Genomic DNA, 20,667 nt, shown 5'->3' on the forward strand with positions numbered 1-20,667 from the left:
TGATTATGAATGACTACAAGGAGGATTTTAACGTGGCAGAAATTAGAGTTCCCGAACTGGCAGAATCAATTACAGAAGGTACAATAGCACAATGGTTAAAACAACCGGGTGATTATGTCGAAAAAGGCGAATACATTGTTGAACTCGAAACGGATAAAGTAAACGTGGAAGTGATTTCAGAAGAAGCGGGAACTGTCAAAGAACTACAGGCGGCAGAAGGCGAGACCGTGAAAGTGGGTCAAGTTATTGCTATTGTAGAAGCGGGCGCAGCTAGTTCTGCGCAAACTCAAGAAGTTCCTTCCACACCACCAGCAGCGCCGAAAGCAGAAGAGAAAGAAGTAAAGCTGGAACCGGCTCAGGAAGATCCAAACAACCGGACAGTTGCTTCACCGGCGGCACGTAAATTAGCACGTGAAAAAGGGATTGATTTATCTGCAGTTAAAGCAGCTGATCCGCTAGGACGCGTCCGTGTTCAGGATGTAGAAACACATCAATCTGTACCTTCTTCTCCAGCGGCAGCTCCACAACAAGCCCCTGTAGCAGCGTCTCCTGCAAAAAAACAGGATGATGGGAAACCGGTTGAGCGTGAGCGTATGAGCCGCCGCCGTCAAACGATTGCTAAACGCCTGGTTGAAGTACAACAAACAGCTGCGATGCTGACAACATTTAATGAAATTGACATGACAAATATTATGGATCTTCGTAAACGTAAAAAAGATAAATTCTTTGATGATCATGATGTGCGTCTAGGTTTTATGTCCTTCTTCACAAAAGCGGTTGTCGCTGGATTGAAAAAATATCCTTACGTTAACGCTGAAATCGATGGCAATGAAGTTTTGTTGAAAAAGTTCTATGATATCGGTATTGCCGTATCAACAGATGATGGTCTTGTCGTACCGGTTGTCCGTGATTGTGACCGCAAAAACTTCTCTGAAATTGAAGGATCTATTATGGAGATGGCTTTAAAAGCACGTGATAATAAACTGGCGCTTGCTGATTTGCAAGGCGGTACATTTACGATCACAAATGGCGGTGTTTTCGGCTCTCTTTTATCAACGCCTATTTTGAATGGTTCACAGGTCGGTATTCTCGGTATGCATACGATTCAAAAGCGCCCCGTTGCGATTGGTGATTCTATTGAAATTCGTCCAATGATGTACGTGGCTCTCTCTTATGATCACCGTATCATTGATGGAAAAGAAGCAGTCAGCTTTTTGAAAATGGTAAAAGATTTAATTGAAAATCCTGAAGATCTTCTTCTAGAAGGATAATAAAAAATCTCACATCTGTTAGTGGGACTTGCCCTATAGAGTGAAACAAATAAAAACACCTTTCCGTTGAACAATGGGTATTGAATCCCTTAATCAACAGGAAGGTGTTTTTATTATGGGCACAAGAAGCTGCCCGTCAGAAGTGAAAATGAAGGGTGGGGATGAGGTAGCCAGTCAGGAGGTATCTCTCAAATCACTTTGTCCCCAAGGTTATTTCAGAGTGATCGATCAAGGTTTGGCTTACATGTTGAAGGCCTATTCAAGACGCCATCCGTAAAAAAGGCATTACCATGAAGTATGTCCCATAAAGGAACACGCCTCCCTGGTAATGCCTTATTGCATCATTTTATGTCTTGTAAAGTGTGAAACGTTCTATCTCCACGAGTTGAGAAACATGACGACAGCCATACAGCAAAAAGCTAAAAACGATAGTCATTAGTATAACAATCTCGTATCCAAGGGAAACTAAACAACCAGTTACCTATTCTTTTTCATTTTTAGGTGTTAATCCGCGTTTCCTTACTTCATTTTTTAACGCATTGACCCATTCCTTCTCTTCTCCATTGTTCAATGCATCCCGATAAGCAGCCACTAACAGTTCATTGCTCATAATCTTCATTCGTTTATGACCTCCTCTGAGTGGTGTTAAAATAAAGATATATATATATCTTTATTTCTGATTATTATACTAGTAATCAATTTAAATGCAAACGTTAAACAAAAATTGAGTAAAAAAGATAAAATATTCCCAATTTATAATGTTTTTTTAAAGAAATTTGTAATAAAATCATGAAAAAGGAGGGCTATTTGTTGTATATTTATAAGAGCAGTGAAATAAAAAAGGCTGACAGATGTGCAGAAGAAAAAGGAATGACGTCTTTTACGTTGATGGAGCTTTCAGGACTTGGCCTCTTTAACGCTATAAAACAGCATTTCAATATACATAACCATCGCTTCACTATTGTTGCAGGTAAAGGTAACAACGGAGGGGATGGCATTGTGCTTGCCCGTTATCTTCAAATAGCTGGTGTGCCGTGCACCCTTTCCTTTCCAACAGGACTTCCGGTATCCAATGCAGCAAAAGAACACTTTGACTATTATTCGTCACTTGGTTTTTCAGTATCGACACAATTGCCTGATCAATCAGGTTCCATACTTATTGACTGCTTACTCGGTGTCGGAACGAAGCTTCCGCTTCGGGAAAGCATTCAATGTGTGACAGATTGGATGAATAAACAGAAAGCGATGAAAGTTGCGATTGATATACCAACCGGTGCAGCAGCAGATGATGGTGAGTGTGACAAGTTTGCGTTTAAAGCGGATCGGACGTATTCACTGCACGGATATAAACCATCCTGCTTTTTGTTTCCGGCAGCATCTTTATATGGTGATACGGAAATAGTCGAGATCGGTTTGCCGCATACCTCGAGCTGGAAGGTGAGATGCCGGCAGGAAGTGGTGAAATCGCTCACATATAACGGCCAGAATGCTCATAAAGGCACGTTTGGACACGGTCTGCTCATTGCAGGTACGAAAGATATGCCAGGCAGTGCAGCGCTCGCTGCATCCGGCGCAGTCGCATGTGGTGCTGGAAAATTGACCGTACAGACAGAAAAAGAAGCTATTCCAATTATTGCGTCCCATGTGCCGGAAGCAATGTATCGATTGAGTCCGCACATTGAAATAGACCATTCATTTGATGCCATTGCAGCAGGTTGCGGCCGGCCGTCTGATGATAAGCTGGAAAGATTAATCGAAGAACTTTTAGCACAAAGCAAGCCAGTGATTCTTGATGCGGGTGCTTTGTATCCACGCTCTTACGTGAAGAAAAAATGTCCGGTCATCGTTACACCGCATCCGGGAGAGTTTGCTAGGATGACAGGCAAAGAAACCGCTTATATTCAGCGTACGCGTATAGATGCCGCTTCTGCTTATGCCGTTGAACACAATGTCACGGTCGTGTTAAAAGGGGAGTATACCGTGACGGCTTTTGCAGACGGCAGTGGCTATGTGAATGTGACAGGCAACGACGGTCTGTCCAAAGGCGGCAGTGGGGATGTGCTGACAGGTCTTATTCTCGCATTGGTACTCCGGAACCAAAATATAAAAGAATCAGTAGCTGACGCGGTTTATCTTCATGGCCTTAGTGCAGATAAGTGGAAGGAAATCTATCCGGCACAGATGATGCGGCCATCATATATTTCGCCATTAGTCGCAGAAGCTGCAAATGAAATTTTAAAGGAGATATGAAAATGATACATACAAAATGGCATGAAAAAGAAACGATTAAACAGGTAACATGCGTGCATACAAAAGCAGAAAAGTACATGGTTGAAAATGTATTGACAGAAGGCAATGTGTACGATGTGAAAAATGAAACAGATGAATTTTATTTTGTTGTTGATAATAAAGGCCATGTATCGGGGTTTTATAAAGGTTATTTTCAAGATGTAAACTAAGCAAACGATCGATTTGTAGGGGGAGAAAAAAGTGTTTGATGAACGAATTGCATTAAAAATTAGACTTGATCAGTTGGCCGATGCGGAAGTTCGGGTGATACAGGAGTTTAAAAAAGAGAGGGAAATTATTTTTTCCCGTTTACAGGAGCTTGACAATGTGGATAAATCGGATAATCGATCAGTCGCGTCTATTACCACAATCGGGCTGCCGCCAAAAGTTCGGCGCGGCCGGCGCAGTGAAAGTTTAACTGAACTGCGTGAAACAGCAGTCGTCGTGCTGAAGGAGCAAAACACACCTATCCGCGGCATTGAATTACAGCGTTTTGTAGAAGAGCGGACAGGCAAAAAAATTGCGAATATGACGACATTTATGAATAGCCTTGAACGTGAAAATGAACGTGTCCGAAAGCTTGGCCGCGGACTGTATATGTACGAATATGAGATGTAAATGATTTTTAAAAGCAATATTTAAAGCCTTTTCAGGATAAGAAAGGGCTTTTTTGTGTTGTGAGGACAACAATAGAGTATACATGGAATTCATAAAATAGGAGTTGTGAATGAAAATGGTTAGATAAGGCATAATACCCTTAGAAAGGGGTGATTGTCATTTACAATACAGGAGATTGGGTTTTTAATAAAAAGAACCAGACACGAGGTTTTATCGTTGCATCAACGCACCACGCATCTGTTGTTACTTATATACGAAATGGGCACTTCGTTACCTCGAATTCGAGTACTCAAAATCTTGAGAAATTGGACGAACAGCTCCAGTCGGATGAACTAATGGAATTAATGGATATGGCACTCGAACTGAGAGATCGAGAATGGTTCCGAGAGCTCACCGTGCAAATTGGAAAAGCGAAGGAATGCGCGGAATGAAGGGGAACATCAAATCATTCCAGTAGAGATTCATTTAGCCTCTATTTAAGATACGAAAATAAAATAAAGGTTAAAAAGGGCGACGATTTTGAAAAATCATGCCCTTTTTCAGTAAGAGCCTTTGATTTTCTTTGCGAAGTCTAATTAACTCTTCTTGCCTTGAACAATTTGTTCTTTAAACTCTTTCGAAAATGTTCGTCTTTCTTTTTTGGTCATTAGTTGATTCTCCCCGGTTTTATTTGAATCAAGTTTATATGGCCTCAACTTATCTGTTATAATAGAAGTAAGTTAATAATAAGTTCGGAAAGTGACAGCTCCCTTAGCTAACGAAATGAACAGTGATATAGACAAATGCTTGTATATGTATGGACATGTTTTGTTTTTATGCAGTCGGGGGTTCGAATCTCTCTTGGGATGCCATACATAATGCAAATTAACAGCACAAACTAAACACTTTCCCTCGTTTAGAGTAAGTCTCAATAGCCGATTAAGAAATCGCTATTGAGACTTACAAAGAATAGGTGAAGGTTTTTTGTTTTGATAAAGAGGAAAGGTTTAATGAATATTAACTTAGATGTACGCTTATTATTGTCTAATGCATTACGGGTGTGCCAAATCAAAAAGGATACAAATTGACTATTAAAAAGCAGCATCAGAGATCATTACAAGGTAAATGGACATTAGCGGTAATCGTCCCAGAACAATTCATGATTATAGACTGCACACTATATCATTTTATGTAACAATCAAAATTAATTATGGTGATTTCGAGGTGTTAAAGATTGAAAAAACAAACAGAAAAAAACAAGGAAAAGCAAACTGCTCGCATGATGTCTTACTTTATTAACGCAACTGCTGATATTATTGAAAAAGAAGGGGTTGATAAAGTTACGATAAGGAAGATCGCTGATTTAGCTGGGTATAACAGTGCAACCATTTATAACTACTTTGAAGACTTATCCCATCTCATATTCTTTGCTTCTATGAGCTTTGTAAAAAAATATACGGATGCTTTACCAAAATACATTGAGAAATCAAAAAACCCTTTGGAAAGGTATTTTTTGATTTGGGAATGCTTTTGTAAATACTCTTTTGAATCGCCCAAAATCTACTATGCTGTATTTTCAGCTAATTTAGGTACTCATCCGATCAACATGACGCCGTATTATGAATACTCGCCAACTGATTTGATGGAATTTCCAGATGGTGTAAAGGAGATGCTTTTAGAAGCTAATTTATCAAAGAGAACGGTTATCGCCTTGAAGGAGTGCATTAAAGAAGGGTATATTCAAGAAGCACATGTTGAACGAATCGCAGAATGTCACTATTTAATTTGGCAAGGTATGCTTACGATGCTCATTAATAAAAGAACTGCCTATACAGTCGATGAAGCAACAGAAGCAACGATCAATCATATTCGTAATACCACGCTTTAAAAGATCATTTGATGTGAGAGGTAGAGCGATCTCCACGTTCTCTAGATAGATTGTGAGGGATTTAATTTTCTGAAAAAACAAACAAATCTAATGAAATATGTTGAAGTCCAGGTGTTAATTCAACAAATTTTTATGTTAAGCATATAAAAACCTCGTTGAAATTCAGCGAGGTTTACTCTTATTATCATGGTTAACTTTATCGAAGAACTGAGGGATCCTCCCCTTGCTTCCATTATATATCGTGTCACCATGGATAACTTTGCGTTAAGTAATTGCTACTACTGCCTTCACGTTTCGGGACTTGCACTTTATAGACTGCGCCCATGCTAGGGCGCACCAAAAACGGCGGGTACCCGCCGTTTTTGGTATCTAACTGCAACTGTCCTGACACTCATCTTAGAACCTTTATGTGTCCATTTTATTCCCAATTGCGCTGACATTTCCCATACGTTAACTGGCTTTTTCTTCTTTTACACTTTTCTTGTTTATATCAACTTCATTTCTTAGTTCCCTTATCAAGGACCAACACATTAGAAGCATAACAATAGCGAATGGGAATGCAGCAGCAATAGAGACCTTTTGGAGTACCTCTAGGCCACCAGCTAATAGGAGTACCACGGCAACCAATGACTGAATAACGCCCCATGTAATTTTAATTTTATTGGAAGGATTTAATTTTCCTCCTTCACAAAGCATGCCCAGTACATAAGTGGCTGTATCTGCTACTGTAATATAATAAACTACCACGACTGTAAAACCTAAGATACTTAACAGTGAATTTAATGGAAGGTAATCAAAAAAACTAAAGATTGACAATGAAAGATTAGAAGCAATTTGGGTGGCTAACTCAGGGTTTCCTAAGTTATGAATGATATGAAGAGCCGATCCGCCAAAGACGGAAAGCCAAACAAATGTACCAAGTGCCGGTACAATGAGTACCCCAGTTATAAACTGGCTTATTGTTCTTCCTTTTGAAATCCGGGCAATAAACATTCCCACAAATGGTGCCCATGCGATCCACCAAGCCCAGTAGAACAAGGTCCAGCCGTTAATCCACTCTCCTTCACCGAATGGTTGCAGACTTAAACTCATGTCAAGCCAATCATTAAAATAGCTGCCCGTCGTATCGAACAGTACTTTAAAAATGGAAGATGTAGGACCGACTATCATGATCAATGCCATCATTGTAAACGATAGGATTATGGCGGTATTTGATAAATATTTAATACCACGCTTTAATCCTGTAGTTATAGAGATTAAAAAAAGAACGGTTGCCACAGCTATAACGATGATTTGAATTGTTAGAGTATCCGGCACGTTAAATAAGTGGTTAAGTCCAGCTGTAATTTGCATTGTACCTAAACCCAAAGATGTCGCTATACCAAATACAGTGGCAACAACAGCAAGGATATCGATCGTTTTTCCGATGGGACCATAAATTTTATCCTTCAAAATAGGATAAAAAACGGAACTGACTGATGCAGGCAGGCCTCTGTTAAATTGAAAAAACGCAAATGCTAAACCGATAACTGCGTAAATACCCCAGGGTTGTAAGCCCCAATGGAAAAATGTATACTTCATTGCTTCAGCAGCTGCAGTATCGGTATACCCTTTTCCGATAGGCGGACTCGTGTAATGAAGTACAGGCTCCGCAACAGCATAATATACAATTCCTATCCCCATTCCGGCACCAAATAACATCGCCAGCCAGGAACCCGTCTTAAATTCCGGTCTGTCTGATTCCTTTCCAAGCCTGATATGACCATATTTAGAGAATAATAGATAAAAAGCAAATAGCACAAAGAATAGGGCAGAACTGAGATAAACCCATCCAAAGTGATTAATCGTTCCGTTGAAAAAAGCAGTGGTGACCTTTGTGAGGTTCTCAGTAAAAAAGATTCCCCAAATAATAAAAACACCGGTTATCAGAATAGAAACATAAAAAACGCTATTTTTATAAATACTGTTGGTATTCAAAAAATCTCCCCCTTTTCTATTGCCGAAATTGAACTTTTGCTCATTTGTCATACCGGAATCTAATAACCTGTTACTTCTCTCTCAAAAGGTTTTTGCTTTCATCTAATGAAGTAATAAAAACAGTATTTTTTTCACTTTTATTCCTCCTATTCATTTAGTAAACGCTTACAATACTCCTTTCTTGATTTTTTTACCAAACAATAATCATGACTATAACATGATTACGATTACAATGTAAACAATATTTAAAATATTTAAAAAATTATAAAAAATGTGTTTACAATATTGTCCAAGCTTGCTATTATCTTAATTATAAAATAATCATGATTACGAAAGGAGGTTGATGAATTTAAAAGAAACTCTTTTTAAAAAGGCAGCTCTAACTATTAATCAAAAAGAACTAACAGTCTCTTCGAATTTTAAATACTATTGAAAACGGTTACATAAAAAGGTCTAAAGATGGGGGGATAATAAGCTGCTGATCTTAAAGGAGTAATTGTAGATGTAAATGGAATTGATGACCCATAAAAATAATAAGGATAACGACACTGTTTACTATAGTTATCCAAAGGAAGTGGGATGAAAAGTGATGGAGCAAAAGAAAATTATCATCATTGGAGCCGGTATTGTTGGATGTAGTACCGCTTATTATTTGAACAAAATGGGGCAACGAAACATCACAGTTATTGAACAAGGTCCGTTATTTGAAACAGGGGGATCCACATCACATGCTCCAGGGCTTGTGTTTCAACTTAGCTTTTCTAAAGTGCTGACAACATTAGCTAATCAAACAGTAGAGGCTTTTAAAGAATTAAGTAATGAAGATCAACCTTCTTTCTATTCGGTAGGGAGTCTTGAAGTTGCCAATACAGAGGAACGGTTAGAAGATTTGAAACGAAAAGCAGGTGTAGGAAGATCATGGGGAATGGAGGCAAGTGTTCTTACTCCAGAAGAATGTGCTCAAAAAAATTCGCTAATCAATCCAGACAACATCTTAGGTGGACTGTATGTACCGTCAGATGGAATTGCCAAACCACTTCGTGCAATTGACGAAATGGCTAGTTTTGTGGAATCATGCGGGACTAAATTTTACGGCCATACAGAAGTAACGGACATCGAGGTTGTGGATGGTCAAGTAAAGGCAGTGGAAACAAGTGCTGGAAGATTTGAAGTTGACTTGATTATTTGCTGTGCAGGATTCTGGGGACCGCGCATTGGAGAAATGGTAGGAGTCACTATTCCTCTTCAACCAATCGCTCATCAATATGTTTTTTCGAATGATTTACAAGAATTAGCTGACGAAACTGAAGAAGTAACAGCGCCGCTTATCCGCGATCAAGACAATGCTATGTATTTTCGCCAAGTATTCAATGGAATAGGTATTGGTTCTTATCAGCACCGCCCATTGCCTGTCGAGGTCAGTGAAATCACGAAATACGGTGAAGCAAAAGAGATGCCATCTGTAAAGCCGTTTACACCTGAAGATTTTTTTGAAAAGCCTTGGCAAGATGCTCAAAAACTCATTCCAGGGTTAAAACAAGCAGGCGTGAAAAGAGGAATAAATGGGATCTTCTCATTTACACCTGATGGAATGCCCTTACTAGGAGAATCACAAAAAGTACGTGGATTTTGGGTGGCAGAAGCTATTTGGGTAACTCATTCTGCTGGTGTTGGCAAACAAATGGCTGAATGGATTATAAATGGAGCGCCGACCCTTGATTTAGAGTTATGTGATATTAATCGTTTTGACACTTACGCACAGAGCCCGGCTTATTATAAAAAGCGTTCGATTGAAAATTATGAAAAAGTATACGATGTTCATCATCCGTTCATGCCACCGGAAACATCGCGCGACATGCGTGTAAGTCCATATTATATACGTCAAAAAACATTCGGGGCTTATTTTAACGAAAAATCTGGCTGGGAGCAGCCGCAATGGTATGAAGCAAATGATTGGCTCGTTGCAAAATATGAAAAAACCATTTTAAAGCGGGAAGGATGGGCAGCGGAATATTGGTCACCAATTATCGAGGCTGAGCAACTTCATACACGTCAACATGCTGGACTTTACGATGGAACAGCAGTGAAAAAGCGGTTGGAAGTCCGTGGTGAAGGAGCACTTGAGTTTTTACAACAACTGACAACTAGCAATATGGATGTTCCAATCGGGCATGTGACGAGTACATTGATGCTGCATGAGTTAGCAGGTATAAAAGATGAAATAAAGGTCATTCGTACAGCAGCTTCAACATTCTTTGTTCTTTGTACAGGGGCAGTTGAAGCAAGCTGGATAAGAAAACAATTACCAGTATCAAGCCGGATTGTGATCCAAGATCTAACAGCTGGAATGTGCGGCCTTGGTGTAATAGGTGCAAAAGCGAGCGAGATTATGCATTCTCTTGATCCCCAGATATTTGTAAGAAGTGAGTGGGAGATGGGGAGAGCCAAAGAAGTATTTATTGGAAATGTTCCGGTCCTTGCTGTGTACGATTCCTATGCAGGTACAGAAAGATGGGAGTTTTTCACAACTTCTGATCAAGGATTACAGCTATGGGACGCACTAGTTGAAGCAGGACGCGAATATCAGCTCATTCCTGTAGGTGACCGAGCCCTTGAAAATCTTCGGATCGAATCTCTTTCATTAAGAAACGGGAAAGACTTCTGGAGTGAACATGATCCATATGAAGTGGGACTTGATCATATGGTCGATCTTAATAAACAAACGTTCATCGGGAAAGAAGCATTGATTGACCGTAACGAAAAGGGTCCTAAACGATTGTTAACTACATTACTACTGGATGATCCGTCAATCGTTGTGATGGGGTATGAACCAGTGTTTGATGGAGATAAGGCTGCTGGATTTGTGACAAGCGCTGGATATGAATACAACATAGGTAAAGGAATAGTATATGCGCTGTTATCACCTAAGTCTGTAAATAAAGGGAGCGAATTAAGTATTGAATACTTTGGACAACGTTACACAGCCAAAATGATGACCAAATCCACTGCGATGACTAACTAACTAATAAAGGAAATAGAGCTAGAAGGACTAACATGCCGACAATAATGTCATGGTCATAGGTTTAGAAGCGATGGGTAGTACAGGCTAGCATGGAGTTAAGTTTGCTAGTGTTGTAGGAGAAATTTTAGCAGGCTTAGTGAACACCATCCAATTGCTTTCTTAGGCCAGCAGCGTTTTGCATATCAAGACAGCTTATACATGTTTTGGTTAAATATTTTAAAAAACGAAGGAGGAGTTATAGATGGCAATGGATCAAAGTGTTGTAACTGAAAAAGGTAGAATCAAATCTACATTAAAAGGAGAATTATATACATCTCCTGAGATCTTTGAGTTAGAGAAAAAGAATATTTTTGGGGAATCGTGGCTTTTTGTTGGTCATTATGAATATGAGGCAGCAGAGCCAGGCCGGTATATCACAACTAGGATTAATAACGAAAATATTCTGATTACTAGAGGCAAAGACGGTGTGCTGCGTGCGTTCTTAAATGTTTGCCGTCATCGTGGAGCAACACTTTGCAGCGAGTCTTCTGGGAAGGCAGGGGTATTCCGCTGTCCTTACCACTCTTGGAGTTATGGGCTTGATGGTTCCTTAGCTGGAGTTCCAAAATCGAGTGGATGCCGTGAAGAGTTAGTTAATAATGACAATTACGGCTTAGAAAAAGTACACCTTCAAACGTGGCATGGAATGATTTGGTTGAACTTTTCAGAAAATCCAGAGCCCCTTGAGGAACAATTAGATACACAAATTATGGAGCGTTTTGGTGAGCTTGAGACATTGGCTAGATACCAAATTCAAGATCTAAGAGTCGCCCATCGTAAAGAGTATGATGTGAAAGCAAACTGGAAGCTCATTGTAGAAAACTTCCAGGAATGTTACCATTGTTCGGCGATTCATCCTGAATTAACAGCGGCCTTTCCTGAATTCAAATCAGGTGTCGGTACGCAAAATCAAGTGGGTCTAGGGGCGAATTTAAATAAAGGTCTAGATTCTTTCTCCATAAGTGGGAAAGGCGTTCGTCCGATGTTAAAAGGATTACTTCCAGAAGATGACCGTATCTATTACGGCATGACGATGACTCCTCATGTATTCATTAACTTAACACCGGATCATGTCATTGTTCACCATATCATTCCGATTGATACGGACAGATCAATTGTCATTTGTGACTGGCTATTTGATCCGGAAGAAATGGCAAAACCAGATTTTGAACCAATGGATGCGGTTGAGCTATTCCATCGCGTGAATGAACAGGATTTCGAAGCTTGTCAATGGTGTCAAGATAACATGGGATCAAAAGCATATAAAAATGGTGGAATCTTAGTTCCAATTGAAAATCATGTTTCTAAATTTTATAACTATGTTTTAGAATCCATCGGTATGAAAGACGAATAATCGAGTTTGGCAACCTCTAGATTGAAGTATCACTTCAGTAGGAGGATTACAAAAAATATTCGGAATTTTACAGAAATATAAACAGCTTTAACCTAGTCGGTACAGCCAAGACCCTGAGAATACAGGCATCTTGGCTAATTACTTATACCTATAAAATCTGTCTATATGTTGTGCAGATTTGTACACTGCATGGTCATACGGAGTAAAGCACTTTATAAGGAGGGAATGAAATGGACAAGAATGAACAAATTTTTGATCTTACGATTGTCGGTGGAGGACCTACCGGTTTATTCACCGCCTTTTACGGAGGAATGCGTCAATGTAACGTAAAAATAATAGAGAGTCTTCCGCAATTGGGTGGGCAATTAGCTGCCCTTTATCCGGAGAAATTTATATACGACATAGCTGGGTATCCAAAAGTACGTGCTAAAGAAATGGTAAACGCTTTAAAAGAACAAGCCTTTCAATTTAATCCGACTGTTTGTTTAGAGGAACGTGTTCAATATATTAAAAAACTCGATGATCATTTTGAAATGATCACAGACAAAGGGATTCACTTTTCAAAAGCGATCATTCTAACAGCTGGTGTAGGTGCCTTTGAAGCGACACGACTCGAACATTCTAAAGCAGCAACATTTGAAGGCAAGAACCTTCATTATTTTGTTGATGACATGAATAAGTTTGCTAATCAAAAAGTAGTGGTAATCGGCGGCGGAGATTCTGCCGTTGATTGGGCACTTATGTTAGAATCCATCGCTGAAGAAGTCCATATTGTTCATCGCCGGGATAAGTTTCGGGCTCATGAGCACAGTGTGGAAACCCTTAGAAATTCGAATGTAAACATGTTAACACCTTATGAAGTAAAGGATCTTATAGGGAGTGAACGGATAGAGAAGCTCGTCATCTCTAACAGCAAAACGCAAGAAGAAAAAATCATTGATGTGGATACGGTCATCGTTAATTTTGGGTTTAAATCATCTCTTGGTCCTATTAAAGAGTGGGGATTAGAAATCCAAAAAGGAAGCATCGTTGTTAACTCAAAAATGGAAACAACAATTCCAGGTATTTACGCGGCAGGAGACATTACGACGTATCCGGGGAAAGTGAAGTTAATTGCCGTTGGATTTGGGGAAGCTCCTACAGCAGTTAATAACGCAAAAGCCTATATCGATCCTGAAGCTAAATTACAGCCAGGTCATAGTTCATCCATGAATTTGGAAACAGCCAATTTAGCTACAACGAGTTAAATCAGATGAAGATTTAAAATTCTAAGTAGGGGGTCTTTATGGGGAAGTACACAATGATTGATAAAGAAACGTGCATCGCCTGTGGAACTTGTGGAGCAGCTGCCCCTGACATTTATGATTATGATGATGAGGGAATTGCTTTCGTAAAACTAGATGACAATGAAGGGATGATTGAAGTTCCTGAGATGCTTCATGAAGATATGATCGATGCATTTGAAGGATGCCCAACGGAATCTGTTAAAGTTGCTGAAGAGCCGTTTGATGGTAACGCAAATAAATTTGAATGTCCGATCGTTCGAGCACATAGTGAATAATGAAGATTTGGATTTAAGTGTAATTCTTGTTAATAAAGTATTATGGAGGAACTTTTAGATTAAGCTTGGGAATACGGTATTCTTTTTCATCGGGGGCACCTCTTTTTTAAATGTTTGGTAGAACTTACATTTTATAAGAGTGCGTCCCTTTTTGTCGTTTGTTTATGGAAGATTATTCATAATCGATACGTGTGATGTCTTTAATAATTAATTAAACGAATGTTTATCAGAACAAAGCTTGATAGAAAGGTGATGACTAGTGATTCTATTACAAAAAAAACAGTCAATTATGATTGCTGTCATATATGTTTTTATTTACTATACATGGATTTTACTATGGTCCGATTTGAAATTAGTAGGGAGTATTATAGCTATTACAGGCCCTTTGCTTACACTTATGTTTATAAGAAGCTCTTTACAACGGATAAAGGAAAAAGAGGAGAAAAACTTTTGGGTTATTATTTTTATAGGGTGTTTTAGTTATTTTATTGGTGAGTTAATATGGAGGTACCGTGAATCTTATTTAGGAATAGATGATCCTTTTCCTGGATGGGCCAATTTGTTTTATAATTTATTTGTATTTATATATAGCATTGCTGTTTTTTACAAAGTATATGTAACAGGGAAAAAATATCGTACGATTCAAGTCTTTTTTGACTGCTTTATCATGATGACTGTATTAACAACCATTAGTTGGGTTTATTTCTTAAATCCGTTATTATCTGAAGCATCCTCAATATTTGAACTTGTCATTTCATTAAGTTATCCAGTAGCTGTTTTAGGTACATTACTTGGTGTTTTTTTGCTAATCCTCTCTTCTAATTCATTATTTCCACATGTTTTATTAATTTTAAATACGACAGGAATAACTTTTTATACAATTGCTGAAACCTATTATGTATATCAGTCTATATATCACACGTATAATGGGGATATTACATATTTAACTCCGATATGGAACGTTTGTCTTTTGTTAATAGGCCTTTCCAGTTTTTTTAGTGGAAAAGTTAACGATGCACCTCGAAAAGAAAATAACTTATCAAAACTATTTTACATTAGTCAAACGATATTACCATTCTTAAGCTTAATCATTTTATTATTTCTTGCATTGATCAAAAAAGAAGCCATTTTAAGTTTTTTTATCGGTGGAGCAGTTCTTCTGTGTTTAATTATTATTCGACAAGTAATTACCATTTTTGAAAATGGAATATTAGTTCGTAAACTCAAAGAGAGAACGGAAGAACTAGAAATAGTACAGATTGAACTGATGAATTTAAAAGATGGTGCAGAGGAACAAAGCTGGTTAAAAACGAAAATTGCTGAAATCGCGACTATGTATCCTGGAATAGATAATGTAGAGACGTTAGCCCATCAACTTATTACAAAGATTACTCCTATGGTACGGGCAACATATGGCGTCATCTATGTAAAGGAAGATAAGAGAAGCTTTCAGAAACTTGCTGCCTATGCCGATAACCAACAAGATGTCGGTGCTAAAAGCTTTCGTTTAGGGGAAGGGATCGTTGGCCAGTGTGCACTAGAGAACCGCATGATTTCACTCAATCAAATTCCAGAAGACTATATAAAAATTACGTCTGGTCTAGGTTCGGCACGGCCATCCCATGTAACAGTTATTCCAGCAGAATTCCAAGAAGAGGTAGTGGCTGTTATTGAATTAGCCTCATTTGAATCATTTAGTCATCTAGAAGAAGTGTTACTGCAAGAAATAATGGGCAATCTTGGTATTAACATACAAAGTATTTTAAGGCATATGCAAGTAGAAAAGCTACTTCAAGAATCACAGGCTTTAACGGAAGAATTACAGAGCCAATCGGAAGAGCTTCAATTCCAGCAAGAGAAGTTAAGAACCGTTAATGAACAACTTGAAGAGCCATATGAAAATGCAGAACAGCAGATAAAAGAAGTCGAAATATAGATCTCGTTATTATGGATATCATGATGTCCGAAATGGATGGTTTTGAGATGATTCGGGTAATTCGTCAAATGCCCGAGTTCCGAGATCCTCCAATTATTGTCCTGACAGCCAAAGCAATAAAAAATGATCGAAAGCAATGTATTGAGGCCTATGCTTCTGATTGTAGTAGTAAACCAGTCAATTTAAAACAGCTATTTTCGATTATATGGATCTGGTTATACAGGTAGATGTAAGGATTTTTTCTTCGGGATAGGAGGGGAAATGATTGCAAATAGAAAACTTATGTGAGTGCTAACTTTGTAAATATAGTAGAGGAAACAACATAAAATACTGTAGAAAATGGAGTGATAGCTTGATTATCTATGAGAGAGAACATGATTGGGTAATGATACCACAACATCGTCACGGCTTGCTTTCAGGGGACATCTTCAGGCATTGGAATCCTGCTTATATTAATGAAACCGAGCGATGGGATGAGGTTACGTTTGCTATAGCTCAACATGACCGTGGTTGGATCGATTTGGATGAAACTCCTTTTTGGAATGATCAGGTCAAGGAACCGTACTCCTTTATCGATTTTCCTCTAGTCCCTCGGCTTACCTTTTATAAAAAAGGAATTGATGAAGTTGAAAGGCAGTCCCCGTATGCCGGATTACTGTGCAGTTTGCACTATTGTTTCTTTTTAGTAGGGGCCAAGGAGATTGACGCCATTGAATTCTCTAGACAGGAAAAAGCCAGGCAGCACCGTTTGATGGAACAATTGAACCTCTTTGAAGCTCATAAAGAAGATCTATTAAACATTCACCTTCCAATGATCCAATTTTGTGATGCTCTCTCTTTATATTTGTGCATGCAAGAACCTGGAACCCCCAAGACGGAAGAAATCCCTTGGTTTAAAGATGGATTTCGGGAAAGTTTCCCGTTTACAGATGGACATAAGATCATCGCAAAGTGGATCAATTCAAAGCAGGTATCTCTGCGTCCTTTTCCTTTATCTTCACCTGCCGTTGTATCCATTAAAGTAAGGGAAGTAACGAAAGAAAATATTCGTCAGTGGGGAATTGCAAAAGCCTATAGGAGTACAAAATGGAAAGAAAGAACGTTTACTTTAGTATAGGATGATTTAGAGCTGTATCTTATAAGAAAGGAACAGCATATTATTACTTATTTTTGTACACCATGCACAACAATTCTTTTTTAAAGCGAAAATATTAAGCAAAAATACACAATTGTTACACATAATGAAAGGCTGTATGCTACATGTACACCATAAATTATTTAAATATTCAAAATTCAATTTTGGTAAGCGATTAAAAAACAGTCGTTTGAACAGTGAAATGAGTTGCATTTAATGCAGGGGTTCTGCAAGGGAAAAAATTAATAACTAGATGAACAAACTTTGGGGGGACTGTTATGAGCACACATTTTGAAGTGATTGTGGTCGGCGCCGGTTCAATGGGGATGGCCGCGGGTTACTATTTAGCAAAACAAGGAGTTAAAACATTGTTGGTGGATTCATTCGACCCGCCGCATACAAATGGCAGCCATCACGGTGACACACGCATTATCCGCCATGCTTACGGTGAGGGAAGAGAGTATGTGCCATTTGCTTTAAGATCACAAGAGTTATGGTATGAACTAGAAAATGCAACACACCATAAAATCTTTACAAAAACAGGTGTGTTAGTATTCGGACCTAAAGGCGAATCAGATTTCGTGGCAGAAACGATGGAAGCTGCAAAGGAACATTCCTTGACTGTTGATTTACTTGAAGGTGATGAAATCAATAAGCGCTGGCCAGGTGTTGCTGTTCCTGAGAATTACAATGCGATCTTCGAGCCAAACTCAGGCGTATTGTTCAGCGAAAACTGTATTCGTGCTTACCGCGAGTTGGCTGAAGCGCACGGTGCCAAAGTTTTAACTTATACACCAGTGGAGGATTTCGAAATTTCACCGGACTTAGTTAAAATCCAAACAGCAAAAGGCTCTTATACAGCTGATAAATTAATCGTCAGCATGGGAGCTTGGAACAGCAAACTTCTTTCTAAGCTAAACATTAACATTCCATTACAGCCATACCGTCAAGTTGTAGGTTTCTTTGAATCCGATGAATCAAAATACAGCAATGATATCGACTTCCCGGCTTTCATGGTTGAAGTGCCAAAAGGCATCTATTATGGATTCCCGAGCTTCGGCGGATGCGGATTAAAAATTGGCTATCATACTTATGGCCAGCAAATCGACCCAGATACCATTAACCGTGAGTTTGGCGTTTATCCAGAGGATGAAAACAACCTCCGCGAGTTCTTGGGCGAGTATATGCAAGGAGCAAATGGTGAGTTAAAAAGAGGCGCAGTCTGCATGTACACAAAAACACCGGATGAGCACTTCGTTATCGATGTACACCCAGAGCACTCTAATGTAGTGATTGCTGCTGGCTTCTCTGGCCATGGGTTTAAATTCTCAAGCGTAGTTGGGGAAACATTAAGCCAATTAGCTACAACTGGTAAAACGGAACATGATATTTCGATCTTTTCCATAAATCGACCTGCTTTAAAGCAGAAAACAACTATCTAATAGAAGGTGGATAATAAAATGAGTCAAAAAACCGAATCAAAACTATTGTGTGAAAAGCCAGGAATTCAGTTGCTTAAAGCAGGTACGTACAATTTAAATGAGTTAAGTGAGCTGCGGAGAACACCGGAACTAAAGGGACAAATTCTGGATGTGCCTCTCACAGACAAAAAAGAAGTATTAACATTGGGTTATTTTGCCTTGCAACCTTCAGTAGATTATTCAGCAGAATTTGATTTTATCGAAATTAAAGTAGTGACAAAAGGAAAAATGGTTGTGCGTGATGTCCAAGGAAATAAATACGTAGGTGAAGTGGGGGACGTTTTAATCTTCTCTCCTAAGACAACCGTTATTTTTGATGGAGAAAGTGATGGGGAAGCTGTTTATTTTAAAAATGTAGAGGCTAATCCATCTTATTTATAACAACTCGATCCCGCTCAGGGAATAATGAGTGGGATAGGCAATTATACATTCTGTAATAGGAACATTGAAACTAAAGGAACAAATTTCATAAATCGAGCAGTCGCAAGTAATTTATTTAACAAAGATCCTTCTGTTTTATTTGGACATAATGACAATTCAATATGGCGCGGATGATTGTTGTGGGAGAGCGTAGAAGTAATGCCACCGAAGGAGCAAGTTCCAAAAATACCCTTGGAACTAATCTCTCAGGTAGATGAACTGCAACAGGACGCACCTCTGGAGAGAGCGTTTATAACACGCCACCAAAGGGGAAAACTTCACTGTAAATGAAGTCAAACTCTCAGGTAAAAGGACAGAGACGGGGAGGAATTACTACCCTTTTCTGTCCTTTTTTACATACGGAAAAGGAATAGTGTATGAATGTTTACTGCAACAATCTAGAGAAAAATGAAACGATAAGGAGGAATAAGAGTGAGTTTACAAAAAAATGATTCAACAATTTTTGAAGCGATTGAGCAGGAAAAAAATCGTCAACATCAAACACTCGAGTTGATCGCATCAGAAAACTTTGTCAGCGAAGATGTATTAGAAGCAATGGGAAGCGTGATGACGAACAAATATGCAGAAGGTCTTCCAGGGAAGCGTTATTACGGTGGATGTGAATTTGTTGATGTTGCAGAACAAGCAGCGATTGAACGTTTGACTGAGCTGTTTCATGCAAAGTATGCAAATGTTCAGCCTCACTCTGGTGCCCAAGCAAACCTCGCTGTTTTTTATGCGCTGCTTCAGCCTGGCGACAAAATCATGGGAATGAACCTTTCACACGGCGGACATTTAACTCACGGAAGTCCTGTCAGCATTTCAGGAAAATGGTTTGAGGTTGTATCTTATGGCGTAAGAGAAGATACACAAATGATTGATTATGACGAGCTGGAAGCCATCGCTAAAAAAGAAAGACCAAAATTAATTATTGCCGGAACGAGCGCTTATCCAAGAACGATCGACTTTGCCCGTTTTAAAGAAATTGCCGACAAAGTTGGGGCAAAATTGATGGTGGATATGGCCCATATTGCAGGCCTTGTGGCAGCGGGGCTTCATCCATCACCAATACCGTATGCAGATGTTGTGACGAGCACCACACATAAAACATTGAGAGGTCCGCGCGGCGGCATTATCTTAACAAATGATGAAGAAATGATGAAAGCGATCAATAAAGCGGTATTCCCAGGGATTCAAGGCGGACCGTTGATGCACATTATTGCAGCCAAAGCTGTTGCCTTCAAAGAAGCATTGCAGCCAAGCTTTAAAGAATATGCCAGACAAGTCATTGAAAATGCTGCAGCACTTGGTGAAGCATTAAAGAAAGAAGGAGCTGTCCTTGTTTCCGGCGGAACAGATAATCATATTGTGTTACTGGATGTACGCCCGTGGGACTTAACGGGAAAAGAAGCAGAGAAGCTGCTTGAAGAGGCAGGAATTACTGTCAATAAAAATACGATTCCATATGATCCAAAAAGCCCGTTTGTGACAAGCGGAGTCCGTATGGGCACAGCGGCATTAACAACACGCGGAATGAAAAAGGAAGAAATGGTGCAAATTGCGAAAGTCATCTCGGCTGTTTTGAAGAGCAAAGGGGATTCAGTTGTTCTAGAAAAGGCAAAAGAAACAACAAAATCTATTTGTGAAGTGTATCCCTTATTTCAACACCCAATTAATGTGTAAGAAAGGGGAATTAT

At 39.1% G+C, this 20,667-nt stretch carries 18 protein-coding genes and 2 riboswitches; of the genes, 16 read left to right on the forward strand and 2 right to left on the reverse strand.

What is annotated here, in order from left to right:
• Positions 1–32: 32 nt before the first annotated feature.
• Positions 33–1,271, forward strand: coding sequence for a 2-oxoglutarate dehydrogenase complex dihydrolipoyllysine-residue succinyltransferase (odhB, locus tag ACZYRN_RS04730; protein ID WP_488910347.1), 1,239 nt, complete (start codon positions 33–35; stop codon positions 1,269–1,271).
• Positions 1,272–1,752: 481 nt separating this feature from the next.
• Here the strand turns inward: odhB and ACZYRN_RS04735 are convergent, their stop codons facing one another.
• The gene (locus tag ACZYRN_RS04735; protein WP_488910348.1) at positions 1,753–1,890 is read right to left on the reverse strand and encodes a sporulation histidine kinase inhibitor Sda; all 138 of its coding nucleotides are present in this window, start codon (positions 1,888–1,890) and stop codon (positions 1,753–1,755) included.
• Positions 1,891–2,081: 191 nt separating this feature from the next.
• Between ACZYRN_RS04735 and ACZYRN_RS04740 the strand changes: the two genes are divergently transcribed.
• The 5 genes from ACZYRN_RS04740 to ACZYRN_RS04760 all read left to right on the forward strand — a co-directional run bounded on the left by ACZYRN_RS04740 (position 2,082) and on the right by ACZYRN_RS04760 (position 6,045).
• Entirely contained in the window at positions 2,082–3,521 is a 1,440-nt protein-coding gene (locus tag ACZYRN_RS04740; protein ID WP_488910349.1) for an NAD(P)H-hydrate dehydratase, read from the forward strand.
• Between the two features lie 2 nt (positions 3,522–3,523).
• Positions 3,524–3,730, forward strand: coding sequence for a DUF6501 family protein (locus ACZYRN_RS04745; protein WP_488910350.1), 207 nt, complete (start codon positions 3,524–3,526; stop codon positions 3,728–3,730).
• A 31-nt stretch (positions 3,731–3,761) separates the two neighbouring features.
• Entirely contained in the window at positions 3,762–4,178 is a 417-nt protein-coding gene (locus ACZYRN_RS04750; RefSeq protein WP_488910351.1) for a Rok-like winged helix domain-containing protein, read from the forward strand.
• Positions 4,179–4,327: 149 nt separating this feature from the next.
• Positions 4,328–4,609, forward strand: a complete 282-nt coding sequence (locus tag ACZYRN_RS04755) for an IDEAL domain-containing protein (RefSeq protein WP_488910352.1) — start codon at positions 4,328–4,330, stop codon at positions 4,607–4,609.
• A gap of 782 nt (positions 4,610–5,391) precedes the next feature.
• Positions 5,392–6,045 (forward strand): TetR family transcriptional regulator, encoded by a 654-nt coding sequence (locus tag ACZYRN_RS04760; RefSeq protein WP_488910353.1) that lies wholly within the window; start codon positions 5,392–5,394, stop codon positions 6,043–6,045.
• Positions 6,046–6,495: 450 nt separating this feature from the next.
• Here the strand turns inward: ACZYRN_RS04760 and ACZYRN_RS04765 are convergent, their stop codons facing one another.
• Positions 6,496–8,022, reverse strand: a complete 1,527-nt coding sequence (locus ACZYRN_RS04765; protein WP_488910354.1) for a glycine betaine uptake BCCT transporter — start codon at positions 8,020–8,022, stop codon at positions 6,496–6,498.
• A gap of 589 nt (positions 8,023–8,611) precedes the next feature.
• Here ACZYRN_RS04765 and ACZYRN_RS04770 point away from each other — a divergent pair.
• From ACZYRN_RS04770 to glyA, 10 genes are all read left to right on the forward strand, one after another.
• Positions 8,612–11,044 (forward strand): GcvT family protein, encoded by a 2,433-nt coding sequence (locus ACZYRN_RS04770; RefSeq protein WP_488910355.1) that lies wholly within the window; start codon positions 8,612–8,614, stop codon positions 11,042–11,044.
• A 241-nt stretch (positions 11,045–11,285) separates the two neighbouring features.
• Positions 11,286–12,437: an aromatic ring-hydroxylating oxygenase subunit alpha gene (locus tag ACZYRN_RS04775; protein ID WP_488910356.1), complete on the forward strand. Its 1,152-nt coding sequence runs from the start codon at positions 11,286–11,288 to the stop codon at positions 12,435–12,437.
• 230 nt (positions 12,438–12,667) lie between these two features.
• Positions 12,668–13,684: an NAD(P)/FAD-dependent oxidoreductase gene (locus tag ACZYRN_RS04780; RefSeq protein ID WP_488910357.1), complete on the forward strand. Its 1,017-nt coding sequence runs from the start codon at positions 12,668–12,670 to the stop codon at positions 13,682–13,684.
• A gap of 38 nt (positions 13,685–13,722) precedes the next feature.
• Entirely contained in the window at positions 13,723–13,998 is a 276-nt protein-coding gene (locus ACZYRN_RS04785) for a ferredoxin (RefSeq protein ID WP_488910358.1), read from the forward strand.
• A gap of 259 nt (positions 13,999–14,257) precedes the next feature.
• Positions 14,258–15,934, forward strand: a complete 1,677-nt coding sequence (locus ACZYRN_RS04790) for a GAF domain-containing protein (RefSeq protein ID WP_488910359.1) — start codon at positions 14,258–14,260, stop codon at positions 15,932–15,934.
• Positions 15,935–15,981: 47 nt separating this feature from the next.
• Positions 15,982–16,161, forward strand: a complete 180-nt coding sequence (locus tag ACZYRN_RS04795) for a response regulator (RefSeq protein WP_488910360.1) — start codon at positions 15,982–15,984, stop codon at positions 16,159–16,161.
• Between the two features lie 125 nt (positions 16,162–16,286).
• Complete coding sequence (locus ACZYRN_RS04800) at positions 16,287–17,051, forward strand: DUF3891 family protein (RefSeq protein ID WP_488910361.1); 765 nt, start codon at positions 16,287–16,289, stop codon at positions 17,049–17,051.
• 296 nt (positions 17,052–17,347) lie between these two features.
• On the forward strand, positions 17,348–18,511 hold the full coding sequence (gene solA / locus ACZYRN_RS04805; protein ID WP_488910362.1) for an N-methyl-L-tryptophan oxidase: 1,164 nt from the start codon (positions 17,348–17,350) through the stop codon (positions 18,509–18,511).
• 18 nt (positions 18,512–18,529) lie between these two features.
• A complete protein-coding gene (locus ACZYRN_RS04810) occupies positions 18,530–18,931 on the forward strand; it encodes a cupin domain-containing protein (protein ID WP_488910363.1) in 402 nt (133 codons plus the stop codon).
• Positions 18,932–19,101: 170 nt separating this feature from the next.
• Positions 19,102–19,202, forward strand: a riboswitch (glycine riboswitch).
• Positions 19,203–19,205: 3 nt separating this feature from the next.
• Positions 19,206–19,289: riboswitch (glycine riboswitch) on the forward strand.
• 113 nt (positions 19,290–19,402) lie between these two features.
• Positions 19,403–20,653, forward strand: a complete 1,251-nt coding sequence (glyA, locus tag ACZYRN_RS04815; protein ID WP_488910364.1) for a serine hydroxymethyltransferase — start codon at positions 19,403–19,405, stop codon at positions 20,651–20,653.
• Positions 20,654–20,667 lie beyond the last annotated feature (14 nt).

The organism is Domibacillus sp. F004 (assembly GCF_057814295.1).

Coding starts and splice junctions, on each gene's coding strand:
- ACZYRN_RS04775 (WP_488910356.1), top strand. CDS start 11,286: ATGGCAATGGATCAAAGTGTTGTAACTGAAAAAGGTAGAATCAAATCT.
- solA (WP_488910362.1), top strand. CDS start 17,348: ATGAGCACACATTTTGAAGTGATTGTGGTCGGCGCCGGTTCAATGGGG.
- ACZYRN_RS04785 (WP_488910358.1), top strand. CDS start 13,723: ATGGGGAAGTACACAATGATTGATAAAGAAACGTGCATCGCCTGTGGA.
- ACZYRN_RS04745 (WP_488910350.1), top strand. CDS start 3,524: ATGATACATACAAAATGGCATGAAAAAGAAACGATTAAACAGGTAACA.
- ACZYRN_RS04810 (WP_488910363.1), top strand. CDS start 18,530: ATGAGTCAAAAAACCGAATCAAAACTATTGTGTGAAAAGCCAGGAATT.
- ACZYRN_RS04795 (WP_488910360.1), top strand. CDS start 15,982: ATGATTCGGGTAATTCGTCAAATGCCCGAGTTCCGAGATCCTCCAATT.
- ACZYRN_RS04770 (WP_488910355.1), top strand. CDS start 8,612: ATGGAGCAAAAGAAAATTATCATCATTGGAGCCGGTATTGTTGGATGT.
- ACZYRN_RS04735 (WP_488910348.1), bottom strand. CDS start 1,890: ATGAAGATTATGAGCAATGAACTGTTAGTGGCTGCTTATCGGGATGCA.
- ACZYRN_RS04780 (WP_488910357.1), top strand. CDS start 12,668: ATGGACAAGAATGAACAAATTTTTGATCTTACGATTGTCGGTGGAGGA.